This is a genomic window from Kaistella sp. PBT33-4 (assembly GCF_029194425.1).
GTDB lineage: Bacteria > Bacteroidota > Bacteroidia > Flavobacteriales > Weeksellaceae > Marnyiella.
This window is the reverse complement of the sequence record NZ_JARFYL010000004.1, coordinates 269,821-293,831: the sequence shown is the minus strand read 5'-3', so window position 1 is coordinate 293,831 and position 24,011 is coordinate 269,821. Positions and strand designations below refer to the sequence as shown.

The following is a 24,011-nucleotide window of genomic DNA, read 5'->3' as shown; positions in this document are numbered from 1 at the left end:
TCATCTACTTTATGCAGAGTGAATTTTTCTTAGGTATTTTTAATATCTCTATTTACATTATAAATTAGCACTTATTCTTTATTAGAATTAGTGCTTACAATATTGGTTTGCTCATATATTAAAGAATCACTTTTAATATTGCCAAATTGTTCAATAGAAGTGTCAAACATCTGGTTTACCTGTTCCTTTGAAGCCACTTTAAAAAGTTCATTACCACATAATTTGAAAATTTCTTCCCCGCTGCGCAAAGTCTCCTGACTTTGAGCAAATTTCTTCTCCTTAAAATTTCATAAAGGTTTATCTTTATCAAAGCACAGCCCCGCTGCCAAGCATAATAGAAGACCCGCTGCGCAAAGTCTCCTGACTTTGAGCAAATTTTATCTCCTAATATTATATAAAAACATCTCTTTGATCAAAGCACAGCCATGAAAGCCGGTTACGTTATCAGAGATCAGGAAAGACCACATTTCATAACAATCACTGTTGTTGACTGGATTGATATCTTCACACGTAAGAACTATCGCGAAATCATCAGTAACTGTTTCCGCTTCTGCATTAAAAACAAAGGCATGATACTGTACGGCTACGTAATTATGAGCAATCATATTCACCTCATAGTGCAGTCCAGAGATGGTAAACTTTCCGATCTTATTCGGGACTTCAAGAAATTTACAGCGAACCAAATTCTTGCGGCTCTGCACAATGAACCGGAAAGCAGAAGAGAGTGGATATTGGAGCGCTTTGCCAAAGCCACGGAAACCCATACCCGAAACAAGAACTTTCAGGTTTGGCAATATGGGAATCATGCGGAAGAAATCTTTAGCTTAAAGTTCATGTGGAACAAATTGAATTACATTCACCTGAATCCCGTCCGGTCAGGTATCGTGGAAAAAGCAATTCACTACATTGATTCTTCAGCCAGAAATTATGCCGATGAAAAGGGAGTATTGGATATCACATTAGCGGAAAATCCAGTTACTGACACCCGAAAGAACAGTGAGTTTTGGAAGTATAATAGTTATGAGGATTGATGTACTTGCTGAAAGACATAAAATCGAAGATTATCCGTACCTATTTCACGTAGTGGAAGGCCAGTATGAATGCGAAAATATAACAATTAGGAACTATAGATAGTAAGAAGATATTTGGAAACGGCTCATAGTCGGGAAATCGAAGATTCGACGAAGTCAGACTTTGCACAGCGGGGTTCCTAAAGCCTCTGAAATAAACTTCACATCGCCATTTGAATCTTTTAAAACTTTATCAATATCTGATTTAAGGCTTACAAATTCTGACTGGCATTTGTGAGGTTTGCCTAATCCATAGTCATCATACGATTTCTTTAAAATCACTCTAGAAGCAATTGCCTCCTTTTCAAATTTTCTTAAATGCTCCTTTATATATCTTGCCGATAAATACTCAGAAGGGTCTAATCTATGCGGTTTTTCAAATTTAAGAATCTTATCAATATCATATCCATTAATAAATTCAATATCGTCAAATTGTTTTAAAACAGTCTTCTTATAATTCTTAAAAACATCGTCAATCAATGTTTTAATTTCTTCCCAACCTTTTTTCAGGAAGTTTAAAAATTTCTGAAAACCTTTAATAACATCATCAACAGATTTTACAATAAATTTAGAAAAAGTTCTTATTGCCTTAGCTACTCCTTTTGCAGCGCTAAAACCTAAACGGAAAATCCCAAATCCACTTTTTGAAAAGTAAAAAAACGCTTCAAGTGAAGCGGTTAGATTAATCTATCTTCCATATTCTTCCCACCTAGTTGGAGTTTTACTATATTGTCCAAAAAGTTCTTGAACTTCATAGTAAGTGGGATGGTACTCAAAAGTTTCTAAATTCAAATATCTAAATTCTGAAAAGCCCATATCATAACCACCAGTACTAATTACCACCAATAAATGCTTCACATTGTCTATAATTTTCACTTTACCTATGGATGAAATTGGTAGAAGATTATTTCCTTTATAGTGCAAAGGTTTAGGAGCTTGAATAATTTTGAAAATCTCCTTTTTTAAATTGTATAGAACAAGATTGTTTGGATGAGAATGAATTGGTGAGTCTTCTATAAATAAAACTAAAATAAATTCATCACTAAAGTACCCACAGTAAGGCTTTGATTCATCATATTCAATTATATAAAAATTATCATCAAATTTCCATTTTACTCTTTTAAACTTTAATGCTATCTCATTTTGCAAAAAATTTTCTTTAATGTCATTATCGTATCTATATTCTACATAATATTCCATTATTTTATTGTTTTGATATTTATTTGCTGTATGTAATCTTCAAAATCATTTTTACTCCACCCATCTACAAATCCCGCTGCGCAAAGTCTCCTGACTTTGAGCAAATTTTATCGCCTAAATTTACATAAAACCATATCTTTGATCAAAGCACAGCCCCGCTGCCAAGCGTGATAGAAGATTTGATGAAGCTAACCCTATCGCGCGGTTATGACATAAAATCGAAGATTATCCGTAACTATTTCACGTAGTGCAAGGCCAATATGAATGTGAAAATACAATAATTATGAGGTATAGAAGTGAGAAGATATTGGAAACGGCTCAAAGTCAGGAAATCAAAGATTCGACGAAGTCAGACTTTGCGCAGTGGGTGAGAACGGCTCAAAGTCAGGAGACTTTGCGCAGCGGGGGACTTTGCGCAGCGGGCAAGTAGTGATTTATTTTTTTCTACTGCTGAACAAACTACAAATCGAGGATATGATGAAAAACATAAATAATTCTAAAGCTATTTTTTTTATAATGATAGGAGGATTATTAACATTTATAATAATTGGAAAATTTTTCGACAATGACATGAAAAAAAATTATATCTATACAATAGGAACTACATATGAAATAAAAGGCAAAAGTAGAAGTTCTTCTAAAAGACTCTTGTTTACTTATGCTTTAGAAAATAAATTAAATGACGCAGAAACTCAATTTTTAAGTGATAGTTTGGATTATTACAAGCCATATATTGGGAAACGTTTTTTAGTAAAAATGAATAATAAACAATGGGTAAATCGAATTTTTTCAACTTATAAACTTTATATTAATAAACCTGTCCCCGATAGTATAAGATTAGTGCCATCAGAAGGCTGGAAAGAACTGCCAGAATGGGCAAAATAATAATTACAAGTACAACTGTAATCTTCCCCAAAAATGGAAACGAGTATAAATATAGTTTTTAAATTTGGGAAAGATGAAACAAAGTAAATTTACAGAGGTTCAGATCGTGAAGATTTTATCTGAACATAATCAGGGGAAGACGGTGAATGAGATTTGCCGTACACATGGAATAAGCCCCCGCTGCGCAAAGTCTCCTGACTTTGAGCAAATTTTATCGCCTAAATTTACATAAAACCATATCTTTGATCAAAGCAGAGCCCCGCTGCCAAGCGTAATAGAAGATTCGATGAAGCTAACCCTATCGCGTGGTTAAGACCTGAAATCGAAGATTATCCGTACCTATTTCACGTAGTGTAAGGCCAATATGAGTGCGAAAATATAACAATTAGGAACTATAGATAGTAAGAAGATATTTGGAAACGGCTCATAGTCGGGAAATCGAAGATTCGACGAAGTCAGACTTTGCGCAGCGGGGGAAACTTGCTCCATCGGCCATGTCACGTAAACAAGAATGATGAAAAATATTTTATATCTTATTATCATAATTACATTAACCAGTTGTACTACAAAACCGCGAGAGAAATTGTCTTTTGATGAGTTACCGTTTGATGTAAGAGATAAATTCCATAATGTTTATAATTACAAAGAGGCACCGAAGATAAACAGTCAGGGAGACACAGTTGCGTGGTATTCGCCTCCTTTTTCAGAATGCTATAATTTAAATTATGGTTGTGATTGTGAGATTGGCAGTGAAGGAGGTATTCTGAGAAATCCAAAATTTGTAATCAGTTCATGTAACAAAACCATTAAAATTTCATGGGAAGTATTACAAAGAGTTTTTATCATTAAGAATGACAGTATCTATTTTCCGGCTGCTAAAGAGGGCGTTCTTACGACGGGTGAGGCTAGAGCTTTCAATATAAAAATTGACACTGTAGATTTTTACGTTCAGAAATTTAACTGAAGCTTAGGTAGTTCTCAGCTTCAGTAGAATAGTTTAAATATGCAAATAGATTCCGTCGGCATTTAGTCTTGATTCCTTAGTGGCTTATTGTTGAGATGAACGGAAATGTCCCTTACAGCTGTATTGCATCGTCCAACTTTGTTAACCAATGCCGGATTAGAAATCCATATGGTTGAAGCACAAATTAATAGCTTCGGTGGTAATACACGGCTGCAGTTAATGCTTTCTGCGATCAGATAACCGCATGGCTCAGATTCTTTGCGAAAAAAATTTTCAACTGTTCTGCTGCCTGGATCAGCGTTTCATCTTTCTTGGCAAAACAAAACCGTAACTGTCCCGTGTCCCTGCCGTCATGATAAAAAGCGGAGTAGGGTACACAGGCCACCTTTGCCTCACGGATCAGCAGTTCGGCAAACTCGCGGTCGGTATAGGGAAATGTCTGGCGGCAGAAACTTACGGTCTGAAAATAACCGCCTTCTGCTTTTTGTATAATTTCAAGAGGTAATCCTGTAAGCAGTTCACAAAACAGATCACGCTTGGCCCGGAACAGTTCCCTGTTTTTATTTGCATCAAAAACTTCCAGAAAACTTCCCAGCGCAAACTGCGCATGGGCATTCACCGTGAATGTGAGGTATTGGTGAATCTTTCTGAAGGCTGCTGTATACGCTGGGGGAGCAATGATATAGCTGGCTTTCCAGCCGGAAATATGAAACATTTTTTCGAAGGAGTAAATGCAGAAGCACCGCTGCGCGATTTCCGGATGGTGGCTGGCACTCAGGAATTCGTGACCGTCATAGCATAAAAGGTCATATACTTCATCAGAAATTACGACAATATCAGTATCCTTAATGAGTTGCCAAAGACGGTCCCAGTCTGTCCGGTCCCAAACCTTACCGGTGGGATTGTTTGGTGAATTCACGATGATAGCTTTTGTATGGGGACTGATGGCTTGCTGTAAAAGTTCCCAGCGAATTTCTGAATCGGTCATCTGTACAAAAACCGGCTGCGCGCGCCTGATTTCCACGGCCGGAACATAGGTATTGTAACAGGGCTCAATAATGATCACCTCATCGCCGGGTTCCAGAAAGCTTGCAAAGGCCACATACATGCCATAGGTCGCACCGGGTACAAGGGTAATTTCGTTGGCCGTAACAGATAGTGGGCGGGGCCTGTCGCGGTTGAAATTTATTAGATTTTCCTGCATAAGAGGCAGCACGCAGGCTGAAGCATAGGCATTCATATCATGGTGGATGGCCTGCTGCAAAAATTCAGTCAGCCTGCTGTCGGGAGCATAATCAGGCGAACCCTGCGCCAGATTAATGGCCCCGTACTCTTCTGCTTTTAGTGCCAGCTCACAAAAGATATTAAGATCATTGCCCGAATGGCGGTCCTTAAATTCAATGGTCACAGTAATTTTTTTTCATATTACTTATAAAGGTAGTTAAAAATCTCAATCGGATTGATTTACAGTCATCTAATTGCCTGGAATTCAATACAGAAGTTATGCTGCGCATCGTATGTGATTTCTGATAATTTTTTATCTTTAGAAAAATTTAAAGACAATGAATAAAGCTTACCCGGCAATTTTTGCAGCATTTGTGCTTACCTCCTGCGCTACGGCAAATCTTAGCTATGAAGGGCGCGCCTTCAGGAGCAGCTCGGAAACCATTACTGAGGCGGATCTGAAAAGACATCTTTATGTTATTGCATCCGACGAGATGGAAGGCCGCGAAACAGGCTCCGAAGGTCAGAAGAAAGCCGGGAGGTATATGATTGCAGAGTACAGGAAAATGGGAGTGTCTCATCCGGAGGTGCTGAAGGATTATTACCAGAAGGTTCCGAAAGAGGCGCTGAACAGCCGCCGCGGTACATTGCCCGATTCTGAAAATATACTGGCATTTATAAAAGGCAGCGAAAAGCCGGAGGAGATCATCGTGATCTCCGCACATTATGACCATGTTGGAATCAAGAACGGCCAGATTTACAACGGTGCCGATGACGACGGCAGCGGTACAGTGGCTTTAATGGAAATTGCTGAAGCCTTTAAAAAAGCGCAGAAAATGGGTAAATCTCCGAAACGGTCGGTGCTGTTCCTACATGTAACAGGGGAGGAGCATGGCCTCCTGGGCTCAAAATATTATGCCGACAATCCTGTATACCCTTTGTCAAACACAGTGGTGAACCTCAATATTGATATGATCGGTCGCAGTGATCCGGATAATGAGGGAAAGGATTATGTGTATGTCATTGGCTCCGAGATGCTGTCCAGTCAGCTGAAGGTGATTAACGAGGCCGCCAACAATGCCACGCAGAAACTTGAACTTAACTATAAATATGATGACCCTAATGACCCGCAGCGTTTGTATTACCGCTCCGACCATTATAATTTTGCAAAAAACGGGATTCCTGTAGCCTTTTATTTTGACGGAGTGCATGCAGATTATCATCAGCCAACTGATGATGCCGACAAGATTGATTACAAACTGCTGCGTAAACGTACCCAACTGGTGTATGCAACCGCCTGGGAACTGGCCAACCGTGAGGACAGGATAGTGGTGGATAAATAAAAGCCCATATCAATTTCAAAAACAAAAGCCGTTTCATTTGCTGAAACGGCTTCTGTGTTTGTAGCCTCACCAGGAATCGAACCTGGATCTAAAGTTTAGGAAACTTCTATTCTATCCGTTGAACTATGAGGCCGTGTGGAGCGCAAATTTACAAAAGTTTTGAAAACGCAGGTGTCATTCCGGGTTAAAGTTTGCGACCAGCGGTCTCCAACTTTATAGCAAAATAGAAGAATCCGCTCTTTAGGAACGGATTCAGCAGATAAAGACATCTCATTATTTAATTAGACAACAACAAAAGAGAAGCCGACGGTGCTTCTCTCAAAATATATTAAGTTTAATAGTTTCAGTCCAAAAAGTGCCTGGTGCTCCCACTTCCTATTAATTTATTGTAAATGTAGGATTTAAATCAATACGGAATATGAACAAAGTGTTAAAATTCACATTTTACTAACAACTTTTTGTGGATAACTCTGTGTTTTCGACAGGCATTATTTTTTCGTAATCTCAAATTCCTCCTTAAGCAGCTTAATTAGTTCCTGTTCTGTCAGACCTTTTTCAGATTTGAAATAAAAATGCACAAGTTCATCATCTTTAACATCATAACCTTTATCAACAGCCGCATCGATAACAAATTGTAAATCAGCGTTATTAGATTCAATCATGAATATTTTATTATTACGCTTATCATAGGTCATAAACATTGAATCACTGTCCTTACAAAACAGGCCCTCCACGCGCAATTCATAATTGGCGGTCTTGATATTGATAAGTTCAGTGTTCTGGTACGCAAGATAGGGTATAGTGATTAGAACAAAATTGAAACATGCATGAAATAGGATGGCCCAGAAAAATCCAAGCCGAAGGCGAATATATCCCAGAAAGAGGCCTGTGACCGACTGCGAAAGTATAAGTAGAGGCAGCAGCAATATAAATAGCCAATTCCATTCATTTTCAAAATTAAAAGAATGAATCAGGCCAAACAAAATAGCAACCAGATAAAAAATGATCCTGAAATTCCGTTGCCAAAATACTGAAAATAGAGGTCGGCCCGCTATTTTATCGGCCAGCCGCACCAGATAGTTTCTTTCCGGCTTCAGTGGAAACCTGAATACAAATTCCTCCCAAAGAGGTGCTGCAATCGTTGCGAGAAAAAGTAGCCACCAAATTGTTTGTGGCCGCAGCTTTCCCTTATGTTCAACGTCAAGCAGATAGTAATCAACCAGACTGACCACCGGTATTATTACAAATACATTAGTTAAAATCGCGGCAAAAAACAGCACCGTGAAGATCCTGTATCTATCGTTTGCAGTTATCCTGTTAGAAAAGCGGTCCCGGGGACTTTTTAAAAACTGTAAAAAATCCTTAATTGTTTTGGTTATATCGTTTATCATTCTACAGTTTTTCCTTCAGAAACCTTGCGGTATGGGATTTTTTATCTTTTACAAGGTCTTCCGGCGTACCGGCGAAAACCACTTCACCACCGTGCTTGCCCGCATCGGGACCAATGTCAATGATATAATCTGCCGACTTTATAATATCGGGTTGGTGTTCTATGACAATTACGGAATGTCCCAATTCAATTAAAGCCTGAAGAGAAACCAGCAGTTTATTGATATCGTGGAAATGCAGTCCGGTAGAAGGTTCATCAAAGATAAAAAGGGTTTTATCCGTTGTGAATCCTTTCACCAGGAAAGACGCCAACTTAATCCGCTGTGCTTCACCACCTGAAAGGGTAGAAGAGCTCTGTCCCAACTGAAGATAGCCCAAGCCGACATCCTGCAGCGGCTGTATCTTGGTTACAATTTTTGTTTCTTTATTATCTGTAAAGAATTCCAGCGCCTCATCCACAGTCATGTGCAGGATATCTGAGATATTCTTGTCGTCAAACTTTACTTCCAGGATCTCACTTCGGAAACGGGTACCGTTGCAGCTTTCACAAACCAGCTCAATATCGGCCATAAACTGCATCGATACATTGATGACCCCTTCACCTTTACACTCCCCGCAGCGGCCTCCGTCCACATTAAAGGAGAAGTGCTTCGCCTTATAACCCATCATTTTGGCCAGCTTCTGCTTTGTGAAGAGCTCCCGGATATCATCATAGGCTTTCAGGTAAGTAACAGGATTGGAGCGTGACGATTTACCGATCGGATTCTGGTCAATGAGTTCGATGTTCTTCACCAGTTTTTTTGGGAAGTCGACAGTGTCATAGTCACCTTTCTTGCCGCCCATGCCCAACTGGATCTGGATCTCATTGGTCAGGATTTCCTTCATCAGAGTCGATTTTCCTGAACCTGAAACGCCCGAAACGACCACCAGACTTTCCAGCGGCACACTCACATCAATGTTCTTCAGGTTGTTTTCCCGCGCACCTTTTATCTCAATAAACTCCTTGGCATTACGGCGTTTAGCGGGTGTCTTAATTTCCAGCTTGCCGGTAAGGTATTGCGCGGTAAGCGAATCTGAGGTCTGCAGTTCGTCAAAATGACCGGCAAATACCAGTTCACCGCCCAGATAACCTGCTTCGGGACCGATGTCAATGATATAATCCGCTGCGCGCATCACATCTTCGTCATGCTCCACAACGATGACGGTATTTCCAAGATCCCTCAGATTTTTAAGTACACCGATCAAATTTTCAGTGTCCTTACTGTGCAAACCGATGGAGGGCTCATCCAGGATATAGATGGATCCCACCAGTGAACTGCCCAGACTGGTGGCCAGGTTAATACGCTGGCTCTCACCACCCGAGAGCGTATTGGAGGTCCGGTTCAGCGTAAGATAACCCAGTCCCACTTTATCCAGGAACTCCAGACGGGTGGTAATTTCATAAAGCAGCCTTTTTGCGATTTCCGCATCGTGCGGGCTTAAGTTAAGGGATCTTACTAAAGGAAGCAGTTCGTCCAGCGGCAGTTCAATCATGGACTGTATATTGTGTCCGTCAATTTTCACCCATTGCGTTTCCTCACGAAGCCTAAGACCTTCACAGGTAGGGCAAAGCGTTTTACCGCGGTACCTGGAGAGCATGACACGGTACTGTATTTTATAAAGGTTGCCCTCCACCATTGCAAAGAAGGCGTTGATGGATGGGAAATTGGCAGAACCGTCGCCTTTCCAGAGCAAATTGCGCTGCTCTTTAGTCAGCTGGTGATATGGTTTGTGAATAGGAAAATCTCCGCCCACCCATTTAATGAAGGACTTCTTCCATTCGCCCATGCTCTCGCCTTTCCAGGCCGCCACAGCATCCTCAAATACGGACAGGTTTTTATTGGGAATGACCAGGTCTTCATCTATGCCGATTACTTTTCCATAACCTTCACACTGCGGACAGGCGCCGTAAGGATTATTAAAGCTGAAGAAATGTACATTGGGCTCCATAAATTCCATTCCGTCCAGTTCGAATTTATTGGAAAACTCGTGCACTTCGCCGGTCTCAATATTTTTAAGTGAGCTGTAGCCGTGACCTTCGTAAAAAGCCATCTGTATGGAGTCGGCAAGTCTCTGCAGGAAATGTTCGTCTTCCTCATACACAAACCGGTCAATCACCAGATGGATTTCCATGTCTTTCTCCGGCGTGAAGCCGAAACTCTCCAGATCCTCAATACCGGCCACATTGCCGTTTACTTCAAGCCTTGTAAAACCCGTTACTTTCAGGGAGTTCAGGGTTTGTGTAAAACTGTGCGGACTGAACTGCAGGGGTGCCCGAAGCAGAAAAGCAGTACCTTCAGCCTGTTTTATAAAGTTGATGACATCCGTTACGCTGTCTTTGCGCACTTCCCGGCCCGAAACCGGCGAAAATGTATGTCCTATCCTGGCAAAGAGCAGTTTTATATAATCGTAAATTTCGGTTGATGTCCCTACGGTGGACCGCGGATTGGATGAAATGACCTTCTGCTGGATGGCGATGGAAGGTGCCAGCCCTTTAATGCTGTCAATCTTGGGTTTCTCCAGTTTGCCGAGGAACTGCCGGGCGTAGGAGCTCAGGCTCTCTACATAACGGCGCTGGCCTTCGGCATAGATGGTGTCAAAAGCCAGTGAAGATTTCCCGCTGCCCGAGACTCCGGTAATAACCACAAGTTTGTTTTTAGGAATGCGTACATCAATATGCTTTAGGTTGTTGAGATGTGCATTCTTAACAAAAATCTCTTTCTTGATATCTATATTTTCGGATGTATCCATGTATGAATTTGAGGACTACAAAATTACATAAAATTTAGGTGTAAACCTTCCTGACTTTAGGCTGAAGCACGGCCCTTGAAACCATAAGCGTGTAATTCAATACAGTCACTGATGAATCATTTTATCTTACTCACCAACTTTCTTTAATTCTGCAAAATCAGTCAGCTTTATTATCTTTGCCGCTTAAAATTCAGGTGGATCTAACTATCAAAAAGAGCCGGATAGATTTCTTCCTGATAATACTGAAAAGGCAAAATGAAGTTAAAAATATTTGGTTTGCTCTGTATAGGGTTTTGTGGTCAGTTTAGTGCCCAAACCGACGAATCGGAAATCAATGAAGTGTTCGTTCACGGCAAGTTTCTGAATCTTCCTGTTCACAAAGTGAGTGAGAACATTACAGTAATTACCAAAGACGAGATAAGAAAATCTCCCGCTGCGAGTGTGGAAGAGGTTTTGGCTCAAATCACCGGTTTTGATATCAGAAGGAGAGGTGGAAATGGTGTTCAGGCCGATATCACCTTGCGCGGGAGCAGTTTCGAGCAGGTGCTGATCCTGGTAAACGGGGTCCGTATGAATGATTCACAAACGGGTCACAACTCGATGAGTGTTCCGTTTGACCTGACGTCTGTAGAAAGGATAGAAGTGATTAAGGGACCGGCAGCAAGGCGCTTTGGCCAAAACGCTTACGCCGGAGTAATCAATATCGTTACAAAACCTGCTGCTGAAGATACGGCCACAGTTTCTGCCAGTGGCGGTGATTTTGGCACCTATTCACTGGGCCTTGGCACCCACATGAGCACTGAAAAAGTCGCGCATTTCGTACAGCTTAACTCATCCAGTTCCGAAGGCTACCGGTACAACACCGATTATAAAATCAACAATATATTTTATCAGAATCAATTCCGCGTTGCCTCCGCAAATGTGCGCTTTCAGGCAGGAATCCAGGAGAAGAAATTTGGCGCCAACGGTTTCTATGCTACGGCGGCAGCCACAAAACAGTACGAAGAAACCCAGGCCTCGGTAGTAAGCTTAAGTGCCGACAGGAAATGGGACCGCTGGACCCTGAACTCCAATATTTACTGGCGCCGCGGGCAGGACATTTACGAATATGTACGCGGAAAGCCTGAAGTGTACCGCAATATTCACATCGGCAATAATATTGGCGGCGAGATTAACACTACCTTATTTTCGGTATTAGGAACAACAGGTGTTGGCGCTGAAATCCGTAAGGAATTTCTGGCCAGTAATAACCTTGGCCACCGGGAACGTTTTATTACCCAACTTTTTCTGGAGCATCATTTTTCTTTTTTTAATGACAAGCTGGATGTTTCACCCGGTATTTCATGGTCTGCTTATGACCGCGAAGGAAATTTTTATTATCCGGGCATTGATGTGGGATTTGACCTGGACCCAAACCATAAAATATACGGAAACGTGTCCAGAGTAAGCCGCATCCCTACCTTTACAGACCTTTATTACCTGAGTAAAACAGAATCGGGCAACCCATCTCTGCAACCTGAAGAGGCGGTTTCGGCGGAAATTGGATACCGGTATCACCGAAAAGGTGTGGACCTTAAAATCAGCGGATTTTTGCGGGATTCAGACAATTCAATTGACTGGATTAAAGCCGGCGAGAACGAACTCTGGCGTGCCGAAAATATCGGACGCATTTATACCGAAGGTGTAGAACTTGAGTTTCGGCAGCAACTTAAATCATTTATTCAGTCCTGGTCGTTGGGGTACACTTTTCTGAACAGCAGGGCAGAACAACCGGCAAATCTGTTATCACGCTATGTGATGGAAAACCTGAAGCATCAGCTGGTAGCTAAAATGGAAAACAGGTTGCTGAAGGGAATCACAGCACAATGGGTATACCGGTATAATGAACGGGTTTCTACGGGAAGCTACCAGTTAATAGATCTCAAGCTGAAATACCGTTATAATGATTTACATTTATTCCTGACCATCAACAACCTTACTTCCACTAAGTATACGGAGACCTTTGGTGTTCCTATGCCCGGACGGTGGTTTCAGCTGGGGTTTAACTACCGCATTGGTTTATAAGCAGCTTTCAAAGATTCAGTATTTTTCCTTTAGGTAAAGGTAGGCTTTCAGGTATTTGTTGAGCCTCTTCATATCTTTGTCCGTCATCGGTTTGTTGAACCGCCGCAGGTCCATATTGTCCCGCAGATCGTTGAGCTTTACCGCCACTGCCAACGGTGACTTTTCAGTTTGTTTTATGAATTCGGTGTAATCCTGATCCGGCGGATTTTTCGTCAGACATTCAACTGCGAAAACGATGTGATTGGGAAAGCCTTCCTGCAAAAGGTAATCCAGCGTAATTTCCGGACAGTCTTCTATTGTATCATGCAGGACTCCTACAATTTTTTCATCATAGGTCTTACCGTAATCCATCACCCGCATAACATGGCCCACATAGGGTGCGCCGAATTTATCAGTTTGATTACGGTGGGCTTTGGTGGCAATCCTTACGGCCTTGTTCAGAAGTTCTTCTTTCATCTCTTAGATTTCCACATTCAGTTTTTCAATTTTCTTACGGTTACCTACCACCCAAACAATATCGTCCAGCTGCAGGATTTCAGATGATTCAGGATTCAGGATGCGCTCATCTCCCCGCCGGATGGCGATCACAAGTCCGTCCGTTTTATCCCGTATGCCCGATTCCTGTATGGTAAGTCCTTTTTTAGGTGAATGATGATTGATGAGGATCTTGCCGAGTTTAATATGGTCAATATTTTCCTCTTCTATGACTTCCTGACTGTCAAATACTTCTTTAAAGATCTGGAACTGGTCATCGGTCGCAATGATGCCAACCTTGTCATAAGGCATCAGCACCTGATAGCGGTCCGGCGTATGGATAAGTTTGCCGCCGCGGCGTATATATCCGATGTTAATGCCGTATTTCTCCCGCCACTGAAGGTCTACCAGACTCTTTCCAATATATTCCGCCAGTGGTTTTACTTCCAGTTCAATAATATGTACATCCCAGGCTGCCAGGCTTTCTTTAATATTGGAAGTGCCTGCAAGGGTGGTTACCGCCTGCGCATCGCCCATTTCAGCACGGTCGTTCAGGTTGGTGATAAACCTGCTTTCAATACGGCTGTAAAACTTGTTTAGCCTGTTGGAGAAGATGACCATCAGCACGATTGCCACCGGAATGGTGATGAAGAAAGAGATCGTTGTGGAGGCGAACCGGTCCAGAAAAAAGCCTAAGATTCCGATACCGATTGAAAAACGGATAATTTCTATAATCAGCAGCGGACCGCGGCTGTATTTGGTCTTGGTCCACAGTTCGCGGTAGGCCACGGAATTTGGCCGTTTTACCATCAGCGCCCAGAGGAAGGGCAGGATGAAAAGCACCGGTAAGGCATTGCCAATGATGTTTTTCAGACTGTTGCTTTCCAGGTTATCGTTGATGGCGGGAATGATAAAGTTTGCAAAAAGCAGATAAATGGCCATGATAATGATTCCGTTGATCACGATAATCCGAACATAGCTTGTAAGTATCGTCTTCCAGCTGTTTTCGGCCTGTATGTTCTGCGTGTTGGAGGAATAGCGGTTGATTTTCTCAATATATTTGGGCGGAACCACGCGTACCAGCCAGCTATAAAACGGTTCCGAGAGTTTGATAAGATAAGGTGTAGTGAACGTAGTGATGGCCGAAACACCCACCGCCACAGGAAAGAGGAAATCCGATATTACACCCAGTGAGAGTCCAAGCGTAGCCACAATAAAGGCAAATTCACCGATCTGCGCCATACTCATCCCGACCTGAATAGACTGTTTCAGTGGCTGTCCGGAGATCAGCGCACCTAACGCAGAACTGAAAAGTTTACCCACTATGGTCAGGATGGTTACGATGAAGATGGGCCAGGCATAGGTGATCATGGCTTCATAGTCTATCATCATACCTACCGAGACAAAGAACACGGCTGCAAAAAGATCTTTTACAGATTTCAACGTATGCTCCACTTTTTCAGCCACGGTAGTTTCAGCGATGATGGATCCCATAACAAAAGCGCCAAGCTCTGCCGAGAAACCAACGTTCACCGCGATAAGCACCATGCCCAGACAGAGACCGATGGAAAGGATAAGCAGGATTTCATCATCAACCAAAGGTTTTATTTTCTTGAGCAGGGTAGGCACCAGGAAGATGCCCAGCAGAAACCATAAAATGAGAAAGAACAGCAATTTAACAACAGTAAACAGGATCTGTGTGCCTTCAAATTCTTTTGTCACCGCAATGGTGGAGAGAAGTACCATAAGCAGGATCACCACGATATCTTCTACCACCAGAACACCAAAGACCGTCTTTGCGAAGTTCCTGGTCTTCACTCCAAGCTCATCGAATGCCCTGATAATGATGGTGGTAGACGAGCTGGCCAGCATACCACCCAGAAACATACTGTCCATGATGCTCCAGCCCAGCCAGCGCCCCGTATAGTAACCGGCTATGGTTATGAAAATAATCTCCACAAAGGCTGTCACTGAGGCCGAGCCTCCCACGTTCATCAGTTTCTTGAAACTGAATTCCAGTCCGAGACTGAACAGGAGGAATATCACCCCGATCTCCGCCAGGGTTTTAATATTGGCACTGTCCACAACTGAAGGGAAAATGTTCAGGTTTGGGCTCACCAGGAAACCAGCAATAATATATCCCAGTACAAGAGGCTGCTTGATTTTTCTGAAAATAATAACGACAAAAGCTGCCACTATCAATATCAATGCTAAATCCTCTATCAGTTTCGGTAGGTGTCCCATTTGGCGTAAATGTGTATTTTCCCAAAAGTAAGGAAATGCTTAAGTTTTTCAAAGGATTAATTCACCAAAATTGCATTATAGTACTTCATTAAAGTCCGCCGCTTTCGGGTTGAAGTGCGGTTCACCAGTTATCCGGTACATGAAGTCTGCACTTTACGGAGTCCTCCCAAAATTCAGCTATTTTTTCCTGATGATATGTTTCATATTGACTGACGCCTAAAAAGTGTTTAACTTTAGTCTGTAATAATCCACAAATAGTTTACACCATGGAAAACCACATTCTTATTAACGAGTTTCCTGAGTATGTGCAGAAAATCGCAGAACTGAAAACAAATGACGATACATTCCGTAAAATGTACGTCAACTATGAGGAGGTGAATGCCCTCATTCAGCATTATGAAGACGGCGAAGTAAATCACACTACAGATGAACACCTGACTGAACTTCGCAAGAGAAGACTGTATCTGAAGGATGATATTTATTCTTATCTGCACACCAACTGATTTTCCGGATTACAATTATTTCAGGCGGCTTTCATAGGCCGCTTTTTTTATGACTATACTTATTCGGAGCATTCGTACCATGAAATTCCCAGCAACCGCTTTTTTATCAGGGGTTTTGTATTTCACATTATTTCGCTTATTTTTGACCCCATGGAAAACTTCGTTGTTTCAGCCCGAAAATACCGTCCGCAGGAGTTTGATACTGTTGTTGGGCAGACGCATATTACGGACACACTGGAGCATGCCATAGAAGAAAACCAACTTGCCCAGGCACTGCTTTTCTGCGGTCCGCGTGGGGTGGGCAAGACCACTTGCGCCAGGATTCTGGCCCGCAAGATCAACGAAAGAGATGGTGCCACTTCGGAAGATGGCTTCACCTACAATATCCATGAACTTGATGCCGCTTCCAATAATTCGGTAGATGATATTCGCGAGCTGATAGACCAGGTACGTTTCGCACCACAGGTTGGTACCTACAAGGTGTATATCATAGACGAGGTGCATATGCTTTCGTCTGCCGCTTTTAACGCCTTCCTGAAAACCCTGGAGGAACCGCCCGCGCACGCCATCTTTATACTGGCCACCACAGAGAAGCATAAAATCATACCTACGATTTTATCCAGATGTCAGATTTATGATTTCAAAAGGATAACCATTGAGGATATCCAGCAGCATCTTCGCAAGATTGCTGAAGCTGAAAACATCCGGTATGATGACGACGCACTTTACCTGGTAGCGCAAAAAGCCGATGGTGCCCTGCGTGATGCATTATCTATCTTTGACAGGCTCTCCACCTTTACCCAGAAAAATATTACGCTCCAGAAAGCGGCTGAAGTCCTTAATATCCTGGATTATGACCAGTATCTTACTGTTGCCGACCTTGCGCACGAAAATAAGATTCCTGAGATTCTCACCGCCTTTAACGAAATTGTAAAAAAGGGATTTGACCCGCATCTTTTCATCGCCGGATTGGGCAGCCATTTCCGCGATCTTATGATGGCGCAGAATCCTGTTACGCTTTCACTTATTGAAGTGGGCGAGAAGACGAAGGAACGTTTCGGCGCCCAGAGCCAGAAATGGACGCCGCAGCAGCTTATTGACGGCATTGAAATCTGTAACCATGCAGATATTAACTATAAAAATTCGAAGAATCCCAGGCTGATGGTGGAGATTGCTTTGATGCAGCTTGCCAGCCTAACCGCAGCAAATAATTCCGTCAAAAAAAAAAATTCCTGATTTTAGCCCCCCGGCTTGAGCAGTTTCCGCCTCCCGCGGCTGAAAAACCAAAAGAGATACCGGCTGTGCCGGAAGCGGCGGTCGTTCAAAAGGCGGTAACTCCTGTAGTGAAGTCCAAACCGGCTACGCCCTCCCGGTTCAGCATTGCGCGAAAGCTTACCGTTGAGGAGGAGGAGGAGAAAGATACGGTGATTCAGGCAGATAAGGAAGAACTTCCCAACAGCCACTTTACGGAAACCGATCTGCAGACTGAATGGAAAGCCTTCCTGAATCAGATTCAGCAAAAAGATATTGTCATTTACAATGCCATCAGCGGTTTTAAAGTCCATAAGGAGGACGAAGACCTGATCCGCATCTTTTATCCTTCAGATACGGCCAAATCTGAATTTGATAAAGTATCCCATGATTTCCTGAACCACTTTCGGCACAAAGTACACAATTATACATTCCGTGTGGAATATAAGATGGATGCGGTAAACCTGAAGAAAGAAATCGTGACCAAACGCAGTCTCTTCGAAAAATATGTACAGATTAACCCGGTACTGAAAGAACTTGATGACCTCTTTAAACTTGACCTTAGTTGATAACCCCATTTTACAAACCCATGCAGTTAACCGATATAAATAACGACTGGATTTCACAGTTCAATCATCCGCTAATCATCGCAGGGCCCTGCAGCGCCGAGAGTGAGACCCAAATGCTGGAAACTGCCGGCCGGATGAAAGAATCCGGGGCTTCGGTCTCTGTATTTCGTGCCGGTATCTGGAAACCGCGTACCAAACCTAACGGCTTTGAAGGCGTGGGAACCATTGGCCTGGGCTGGCTGAGGAAAGTAAAGGAAGAATTCGGCTACAAGACTGCAACCGAGGTGGCCAATATGCATCATGTACAGGCAGCCTTAGATGCAGATGTAGATATTCTTTGGATTGGCGCACGCACCACTGTAAATCCTTTTGCTGTGCAGGAAATTGCCGATGCTTTGAAAGGTACAGACCGGATCGTGCTGGTTAAGAATCCCGTAAATCCCGACCTGGCTCTATGGGTTGGCGCGCTGGAGCGCCTTGCCGGTGCCGGTATCCACCATCTTGGGGCTATTCACCGCGGCTTCTCCACGTACAGGAAAACAAACTACCGCAATATTCCCAACTGGCAGATTGCCCTTGATTTTAAAAACCAGTTGCCCAGTATTCCGCTCATTATCGATCCCTCCCACATTTGCGGTAACCGTACCGGACTGTCGTCAGTAGCTCAGGAAGCCCTGAATTTGGGATATCAGGGCGTGATGATCGAGACTCACTGCAATCCGGACGAAGCCTGGAGCGATGCGAGGCAACAGATTACACCGGAAACCCTCGCCGCGCTGTTGAAAGGACTTATTGTCAGGAATGAGGAGTGTGCGGGTTTTGACGAGGAACTTGAAAGGTACCGCACCCTTATTTCTGACGTAGATTATCAGGTAATTGATCTACTTTCGCAACGGATGAAACTTTCTGAAAAAATCGGAATGCTGAAGAGTGACAATAACCTGACCGTTTTTCAGCCGGACCGCTGGAAAGCCGTTACAGAATACGCTAAAAGGAAAGCTAAAGAAACGGGAATGTCGCAGGAATTTATCGAAAGCATATTCAAGACCATTCATGAGCAGTCTGTAGTGGTGCAGAATGACATCATGAAAATCAAATAAACGCATTGTATGAAAGGACTTGTGATAAAATCCACCGGCAGCTGGTATCAGGTGATGGAGCATGACACCAGGCAGGTGTACGAGGCGCGGATCAGAGGTAAGTTTAAACTCATAAAAACACGATTAACGAATCCTTTGGCCGTGGGGGACCATGTGGAGTTTCAGCTGGAACAGGACAGTGTGGCCTGGATCACAAAAATTGAAACCCGCCGCAATTACCTGATCCGGAAGTCTGTAAACCTTTCAAAAGAAGCACATATCATTGCATCCAATATTGATATTGCCTGTTTTATCTATACGCTTAAGTTTCCGGAGACATCCCTGGGTTTTCTGGACCGTTTCCTGGCTTGCTGCGAAGCGTATAATATTGAGCCACTCATCCTGATGAGTAAGATGGATACCCTGAACGAAGATGAAGCGGAAATAATCCGAAACATTGAAGAGATGTACCACAATATTGGCTACGAAACACTTCAGGTGTCCTCTTATACCAAACTGAATCTGGATTTGCTGCAGCAGCGGCTTAAAGACAGGGTTTCGGTATTCTTCGGACATTCAGGTGCCGGAAAGTCTACTTTAGTCAATGCTTTCCAGCCCGGTTTGAACCTTAAAACCTCGGAAATTTCCGAAACTCATCTGAAAGGTAAACATACAACCACTTTCGCACAGATGCATTTTTGGGATTTTGGCGGAAGCGTAATCGATACGCCCGGTGTACGGGAGTTCGCTATGATTGATGTACTTAAGGAGGAGGTGCAGCACTATTTTCCGGATATCTTCCGGAAGTCGGATGAATGCAAGTTCTATAACTGTCTGCACATCAATGAACCAAAATGTGCGGTTTTAGCAGGCCTTGAGACTGGTGAAATCGAAGAAACCAGGTATTCCACCTATCTCAAACTCATGGAGGAAGCAGATGCGCTGGAACAGGAAGGTTTTTAGCACAAAAAAACCCAGCCGGAGCTGGGTAAAAACTAATAACCATGAAAACTCAAATTAAACATGAGAATCTGATTTTAGTAAGCAAGTCGCGTGCCAAAAGTTGAAAAACGTTTAAATAAACTTTTCTTCTCAGGAATTAATTAAAAGCGTAAATTTGCACTCGAAAATAAATATATAGATATATGTCAGGAATCACATTTACGATGATCAAGCCAGATGCAGTTGCAGACGGGCACATTGGCGCAATTTTAGGAAAAATTGCTGAAGCCGGATTCAAAATAAAAGCACTGAAGCTTACTCAGCTTACACTTAGTGATGCTAAGAAATTTTACGAAGTTCACAGCGAGCGTCCTTTTTACGGAGAACTTGTGGAATTTATGAGTTCAGGTCCTATTGTTGCTGCGGTTTTGGAGAAGGATAATGCGGTTGAAGATTTCAGAACGCTTATTGGTGCTACCAACCCTGCTGATGCTGCAGAAGGTACCATCAGAAAAATGTTCGCAAGAAGTGTAGGCGAGAACGCGGTACATGGTTCAGATTCTGATGAAAATGCACTTATTGAAGCTCAGTTCCATTTTTCAGGCAGAGAAATATTCTAAGTAAATAATTGGTAAATAAAAAGCCGTACTGTTCTCCATGAACAGTACGGCTTTTTTTTGACAATAAAATTCAGGCAAAATGCTGAAATTCATATAGTACATTAATCTCCTTTATTGCTTGTCTGTGTCTTCAGTTTCGCTCTTTTCCGAGTCTGCTCTTACGGCCTCGCTTATATCTTCGCTTGCCTCAGTGCGCGAGATAAAATGGTGCGCGCCATATTTACCGCTGATCTGTATGGCCCACAAGATACCTCCAATCAAGCCTAAAATGATACAGATTCCAAAGACTACAACTCCAGTCTGGCCTTGGTCCAGGTATTGGTACAGCGCGAATCCCAAAACAGTTCCGGCAATTAATGGTGAAAGAACGATTTTGAAGAAGGAGTAACTTTCAATGAATTTAGCAAACATAAGACCTGTTTATAGATTATACGCTTGTTCAAATGTTTAAGTTACAGTGTAAAACATTACATTGACAGGATGTCCTAAATCTTCAGAAGTTCTATCGTTTTTTCAGGGTTTTCACTGCTGAAAACAGCGTTACCGGCCACAAGCACATCGGCACCAGCGTCAAACAGTCTGGATGCATTGTCCAGGTTTACACCGCCGTCTACCTGAATAAGAGCTGTGGAATTGTTGTTAAGAATAAGGTCTTTGGTTTCAGAAATTTTCTTGTAGGTGTTTTCTATGAATTTCTGACCGCCGAATCCCGGATTCACACTCATCAGCAATACCAGGTCCACTTCAGAGATAATATCTTCCAGCATCAGAACGGGTGTTGAAGGATTCAGCACTACGCCCGCCTTGGCACCGCTGTCCTGGATAAGTCTGATGGTACGGTGCAAATGCACGCATGCTTCGTAATGCACTGAAACGAGGTCGGCGCCGTGTGTAATGAACTCTTCAACATATTTTTCCGGTTCCACAATCATCAGGTGCACGTCCACAAACTTTTTTGCATGCTGCTGCACCGTTTTCATCACCGGGAAACCAAAGGAGATATTGGGTACAAAGCGGCCGTCCATCACATCGATATGCAGCCAGTCTGCCTGGGAATTGTTCAGCATATTAATATCCCGTTCCAGATTTCCGAAATCTGCGGAAAGCAGGGAAGGGGCAATCATCTTGTTTTTCATTATATTTTACTTAGCGTGATATTTCAGGTTCATTTCAGGTTCTATGCGCAGTAGGGTTTCGTAGATGAGCTGTATCACATTGGCTACATCTTCTTTAGATACCATCTCTACCGTGGTATGCATATAGCGCAGCGGCAAAGAAATCAAGGCCGACGGTACACCACCGTTTGAATGGGCAAAGGCGTCGGTATCGGTTCCTGTCGCGCGGCTGGAAGCGGCACGCTGGAACGGTATTTCCTTCAGTTTGGCGGTATCCACAATAAGTTGGCGGATGTTGTGGTGAACGCTTGGCGCATAGAATACCACCGGTCCGTCACCACATTTTTGGTCACCTTCCTTCTTCTTCTCAATCATCGGCGTGGTGGTGTCGTGCGTCACATCTGTTACAATGGCGATGTTGGGTTTCAGTGTTTCCGCAATCATGTGTGCGCCGTACAGTCCCACTTCTTCCTGCACTGAATTGGTGATGTAAAGACCGAAGGGCAGCTTGTTTCCGTTTTCCTTCAGCATGCGCGCAACTTCCGCGATCATAAAGCCGCCAATCCTGTTGTCCAGGGCACGGCAAACGAAATAGCGGTCATTAAGCTCAAAGAATTCATCCGGATAGGTAATCATACAGCCTACAAAAACACCGAGTTCTTCCACTTCTTTTTTCGAAGTAGCACCACAGTCAATGAATATATTTTCAAGTTTTGGAACCGGCTCATCTGAGCTGATACCTCTAGTGTGAATAGCCGGCCATCCGAAAACCCCTTTCACTATTCCCTTTTCACCGTGAATGTGCACCACTTTGGAGGGGGCAATCATCTGGTCCGACCCGCCGTTGCGGATTACATAGATAAGTCCGTCGTCAGTGATATAATTAACGTACCAGGAAATTTCATCGGCATGGGCTTCAATCACAACTTTGAAGGGAGCTTCAGGATTTACGATGCCATAGCAGGTTCCGTAATGGTCAAAATCAATTTTATCAACATAAGGCTGAATGTAGTCCATCCATATTTTCTGCCCGTCATGTTCGTAACCCGTTGGTGATGATTGGTTTAGGTAAGATTCTAAAAACTTAAGAGATTTCTTGCTCAAATTCATTGAAAGGGAATAAAATTTGCGTTAGTTTGTGGATTTTTGAGACAGTAAAAATAATGAAAATATATCAGACCCTTTTGGTCTTTCTCCTCTTTGTTACCGTATCGGTGAAGGCGCAGGATACGGTTATGGTAAAGCCTTTAAGTGAATATCCCCAGGATCAGCTTAAGGTAGATGAATTCGGACAGAAATACTTCTATGATGAAAAGCAGAAGGCTAAAATTTATGAAATCAACGGCGAAACTGTGGTGATCATGGATGAACTGGTCCTGAGAAAGGGGCCCGGATTTAACAATCAACTGGACCGTAATTATTACTTTTTCCTGAATAAGAAACTGGCCCGCGTCTATCCTCTTTTTGTTACAGCACTTGCGCAGTACAATGGAATCCAGAGTGATATCGCGAACATGGACCGGAACTCGCAGAAGAAATATATCCGGGAACGCCAGTCGAATCTTGCAAACCAGTACGAAAAGCAGCTGCGCGATCTGACGACCACTGAAGGTCGTGTTTTTGCGAAGCTGATGCACCGTGGCACGGGAAAAACGGTTTTTGAGATTATTAAGGAACTTCGCGGGGGTTGGAGCGCCTTCTGGTGGAATGTGAAGGGCAATATTGCCGAAGTTGATATAAAGGAGCCTTATGACCCTTACCGCAACCGTACCGATTTGTATATAGAGTCACTGCTGCATTCCAACTGGAATTACGGCTACCTGCAGCCCTATCCCGGTGCTCTGGATTATAAGGTCAGAAAATGATTGCTGGTCATTTTCTCCCTTAACTTTTCAAAGGCAATCCTATCGATAGGCAGGGGGAAGATATTCTCCGAGTCTATGGGCAGCCATTCCACTTTTTCAATACAGGGATCCAGAATAAGAAAGTCAGTTTCGTCCACTATCTCCACGATGTAGTAGATGGTAAGCAGCTGCTCGTTTTCGCGGAAGCGCGAAACTTCAAAATTTTCCTGGGTATACAGGTGCTCTATGATTCGGATCTTCGCATTCAGTTCCTCTTCAAATTCGCGGTGCAGGCAGTCCAGAACGCCTTCGCCATACTCAAGTCCGCCGCCCGGGAACTTCATCAGATGTTCGCCTGCGTACTCTTCATGTAATACAAGTACACTTCGGTCTTTAACTGCACAGGCATAGATGCGGACGTTGGTTTTGTTGATCATGTAT

24 protein-coding genes, 1 tRNA gene and 1 pseudogene are annotated in these 24,011 nt (G+C 43.0%); 14 read left to right on the top strand and 12 right to left on the bottom strand.

Going from position 1 to position 24,011, the window contains the following annotated elements:
• The first annotated feature begins 425 nt into the window (after window positions 1-425).
• The gene (locus P0M11_RS10140) at window positions 426-1,031 is read left to right on the top strand and encodes a transposase (RefSeq protein ID WP_275625555.1); all 606 of its coding nucleotides are present in this window, start codon (window positions 426-428) and stop codon (window positions 1,029-1,031) included.
• 156 nt (window positions 1,032-1,187) lie between these two features.
• Here P0M11_RS10140 and P0M11_RS10135 read toward each other — a convergent pair whose 3' ends face one another.
• Together P0M11_RS10135 and P0M11_RS10130 are read right to left on the bottom strand one after the other, a co-directional pair.
• Entirely contained in the window at window positions 1,188-1,550 is a 363-nt protein-coding gene (locus P0M11_RS10135) for a hypothetical protein (RefSeq protein ID WP_275625554.1), read from the bottom strand.
• A 207-nt stretch (window positions 1,551-1,757) separates the two neighbouring features.
• Window positions 1,758-2,270 carry a hypothetical protein gene (locus P0M11_RS10130; RefSeq protein WP_275625553.1) on the bottom strand — a complete coding sequence of 171 codons (513 nt, stop codon included), beginning with the start codon at window positions 2,268-2,270 and terminating at the stop codon, window positions 1,758-1,760.
• Window positions 2,271-2,553: 283 nt separating this feature from the next.
• On the opposite strand from P0M11_RS10130, the gene P0M11_RS10125 reads away from it, so the two are divergent.
• The 4 genes and pseudogenes from P0M11_RS10125 (at window position 2,554) to P0M11_RS10110 (ending at window position 4,119) form a co-directional block, all read left to right on the top strand.
• On the top strand, window positions 2,554-2,700 hold the full coding sequence (locus P0M11_RS10125) for a hypothetical protein (RefSeq protein WP_275625552.1): 147 nt from the start codon (window positions 2,554-2,556) through the stop codon (window positions 2,698-2,700).
• 44 nt (window positions 2,701-2,744) lie between these two features.
• Window positions 2,745-3,155 (top strand): hypothetical protein, encoded by a 411-nt coding sequence (locus P0M11_RS10120; protein WP_275625551.1) that lies wholly within the window; start codon window positions 2,745-2,747, stop codon window positions 3,153-3,155.
• 73 nt (window positions 3,156-3,228) lie between these two features.
• A pseudogene (locus tag P0M11_RS10115) lies at window positions 3,229-3,330 on the top strand (transposase); the annotation flags it as partial.
• 336 nt (window positions 3,331-3,666) lie between these two features.
• Window positions 3,667-4,119 carry a hypothetical protein gene (locus tag P0M11_RS10110; RefSeq protein ID WP_275625550.1) on the top strand — a complete coding sequence of 151 codons (453 nt, stop codon included), beginning with the start codon at window positions 3,667-3,669 and terminating at the stop codon, window positions 4,117-4,119.
• A 232-nt stretch (window positions 4,120-4,351) separates the two neighbouring features.
• Here P0M11_RS10110 and P0M11_RS10105 read toward each other — a convergent pair whose 3' ends face one another.
• Complete coding sequence (locus P0M11_RS10105; RefSeq protein ID WP_275625549.1) at window positions 4,352-5,527, bottom strand: aminotransferase class I/II-fold pyridoxal phosphate-dependent enzyme; 1,176 nt, start codon at window positions 5,525-5,527, stop codon at window positions 4,352-4,354.
• 154 nt (window positions 5,528-5,681) lie between these two features.
• Between P0M11_RS10105 and P0M11_RS10100 the strand changes: the two genes are divergently transcribed.
• The gene (locus P0M11_RS10100) at window positions 5,682-6,686 is read left to right on the top strand and encodes a M28 family metallopeptidase (RefSeq protein ID WP_275625548.1); all 1,005 of its coding nucleotides are present in this window, start codon (window positions 5,682-5,684) and stop codon (window positions 6,684-6,686) included.
• Between the two features lie 61 nt (window positions 6,687-6,747).
• Here the strand turns inward: P0M11_RS10100 and P0M11_RS10095 are convergent.
• The 3 genes from P0M11_RS10095 to uvrA form a co-directional block, all read right to left on the bottom strand.
• Window positions 6,748-6,819: transfer RNA gene (locus P0M11_RS10095), tRNA-Arg, on the bottom strand.
• A 355-nt stretch (window positions 6,820-7,174) separates the two neighbouring features.
• Window positions 7,175-8,077, bottom strand: a complete 903-nt coding sequence (locus P0M11_RS10090) for a CPBP family intramembrane glutamic endopeptidase (RefSeq protein ID WP_275625547.1) — start codon at window positions 8,075-8,077, stop codon at window positions 7,175-7,177.
• A 1-nt stretch (window position 8,078) separates the two neighbouring features.
• Complete coding sequence (gene uvrA, locus P0M11_RS10085; RefSeq protein WP_275625546.1) at window positions 8,079-10,865, bottom strand: excinuclease ABC subunit UvrA; 2,787 nt, start codon at window positions 10,863-10,865, stop codon at window positions 8,079-8,081.
• Between the two features lie 255 nt (window positions 10,866-11,120).
• Between uvrA and P0M11_RS10080 the strand changes: the two genes are divergently transcribed.
• Window positions 11,121-12,929: a TonB-dependent receptor gene (locus P0M11_RS10080; RefSeq protein WP_275625545.1), complete on the top strand. Its 1,809-nt coding sequence runs from the start codon at window positions 11,121-11,123 to the stop codon at window positions 12,927-12,929.
• 15 nt (window positions 12,930-12,944) lie between these two features.
• Here the strand turns inward: P0M11_RS10080 and P0M11_RS10075 are convergent, their stop codons facing one another.
• The gene (locus P0M11_RS10075; protein WP_275625544.1) at window positions 12,945-13,385 is read right to left on the bottom strand and encodes a phosphohydrolase; all 441 of its coding nucleotides are present in this window, start codon (window positions 13,383-13,385) and stop codon (window positions 12,945-12,947) included.
• 3 nt (window positions 13,386-13,388) lie between these two features.
• Window positions 13,389-15,647: a cation:proton antiporter gene (locus tag P0M11_RS10070; RefSeq protein ID WP_275625543.1), complete on the bottom strand. Its 2,259-nt coding sequence runs from the start codon at window positions 15,645-15,647 to the stop codon at window positions 13,389-13,391.
• 266 nt (window positions 15,648-15,913) lie between these two features.
• On the opposite strand from P0M11_RS10070, the gene P0M11_RS10065 reads away from it, so the two are divergent.
• The 6 genes from P0M11_RS10065 (at window position 15,914) to P0M11_RS10040 (ending at window position 20,611) form a co-directional block, all read left to right on the top strand.
• A complete protein-coding gene (locus P0M11_RS10065) occupies window positions 15,914-16,150 on the top strand; it encodes a DUF465 domain-containing protein (protein WP_158064145.1) in 237 nt (78 codons plus the stop codon).
• A gap of 150 nt (window positions 16,151-16,300) precedes the next feature.
• Complete coding sequence (dnaX, locus tag P0M11_RS10060) at window positions 16,301-17,386, top strand: DNA polymerase III subunit gamma/tau (RefSeq protein WP_158064144.1); 1,086 nt, start codon at window positions 16,301-16,303, stop codon at window positions 17,384-17,386.
• A 65-nt stretch (window positions 17,387-17,451) separates the two neighbouring features.
• The gene (locus P0M11_RS10055; RefSeq protein WP_158064143.1) at window positions 17,452-17,970 is read left to right on the top strand and encodes a hypothetical protein; all 519 of its coding nucleotides are present in this window, start codon (window positions 17,452-17,454) and stop codon (window positions 17,968-17,970) included.
• A gap of 20 nt (window positions 17,971-17,990) precedes the next feature.
• A complete protein-coding gene (locus P0M11_RS10050) occupies window positions 17,991-19,070 on the top strand; it encodes a chorismate mutase (RefSeq protein WP_275625542.1) in 1,080 nt (359 codons plus the stop codon).
• 9 nt (window positions 19,071-19,079) lie between these two features.
• Complete coding sequence (gene rsgA, locus P0M11_RS10045) at window positions 19,080-20,012, top strand: ribosome small subunit-dependent GTPase A (RefSeq protein WP_275625541.1); 933 nt, start codon at window positions 19,080-19,082, stop codon at window positions 20,010-20,012.
• A 182-nt stretch (window positions 20,013-20,194) separates the two neighbouring features.
• A complete protein-coding gene (locus P0M11_RS10040) occupies window positions 20,195-20,611 on the top strand; it encodes a nucleoside-diphosphate kinase (RefSeq protein WP_158064140.1) in 417 nt (138 codons plus the stop codon).
• 111 nt (window positions 20,612-20,722) lie between these two features.
• On the opposite strand, the gene P0M11_RS10035 is transcribed toward P0M11_RS10040, so the two are convergent.
• From P0M11_RS10035 to P0M11_RS10025, 3 genes are all read right to left on the bottom strand, one after another.
• Window positions 20,723-21,022: a hypothetical protein gene (locus P0M11_RS10035; protein ID WP_275625540.1), complete on the bottom strand. Its 300-nt coding sequence runs from the start codon at window positions 21,020-21,022 to the stop codon at window positions 20,723-20,725.
• A 74-nt stretch (window positions 21,023-21,096) separates the two neighbouring features.
• Complete coding sequence (gene rpe / locus P0M11_RS10030) at window positions 21,097-21,747, bottom strand: ribulose-phosphate 3-epimerase (protein WP_275625539.1); 651 nt, start codon at window positions 21,745-21,747, stop codon at window positions 21,097-21,099.
• A 6-nt stretch (window positions 21,748-21,753) separates the two neighbouring features.
• Window positions 21,754-22,836 (bottom strand): M28 family peptidase, encoded by a 1,083-nt coding sequence (locus P0M11_RS10025; RefSeq protein ID WP_275625538.1) that lies wholly within the window; start codon window positions 22,834-22,836, stop codon window positions 21,754-21,756.
• A gap of 53 nt (window positions 22,837-22,889) precedes the next feature.
• Between P0M11_RS10025 and P0M11_RS10020 the strand changes: the two genes are divergently transcribed.
• Complete coding sequence (locus P0M11_RS10020; protein ID WP_275625537.1) at window positions 22,890-23,591, top strand: DUF4294 domain-containing protein; 702 nt, start codon at window positions 22,890-22,892, stop codon at window positions 23,589-23,591.
• Here P0M11_RS10020 and P0M11_RS10015 read toward each other — a convergent pair.
• A complete protein-coding gene (locus tag P0M11_RS10015) occupies window positions 23,573-24,007 on the bottom strand; it encodes an NUDIX hydrolase (protein WP_275625536.1) in 435 nt (144 codons plus the stop codon). The genes P0M11_RS10020 and P0M11_RS10015 overlap by 19 nt on opposite strands.
• Between the last annotated feature and the right edge of the window lie 4 nt (window positions 24,008-24,011).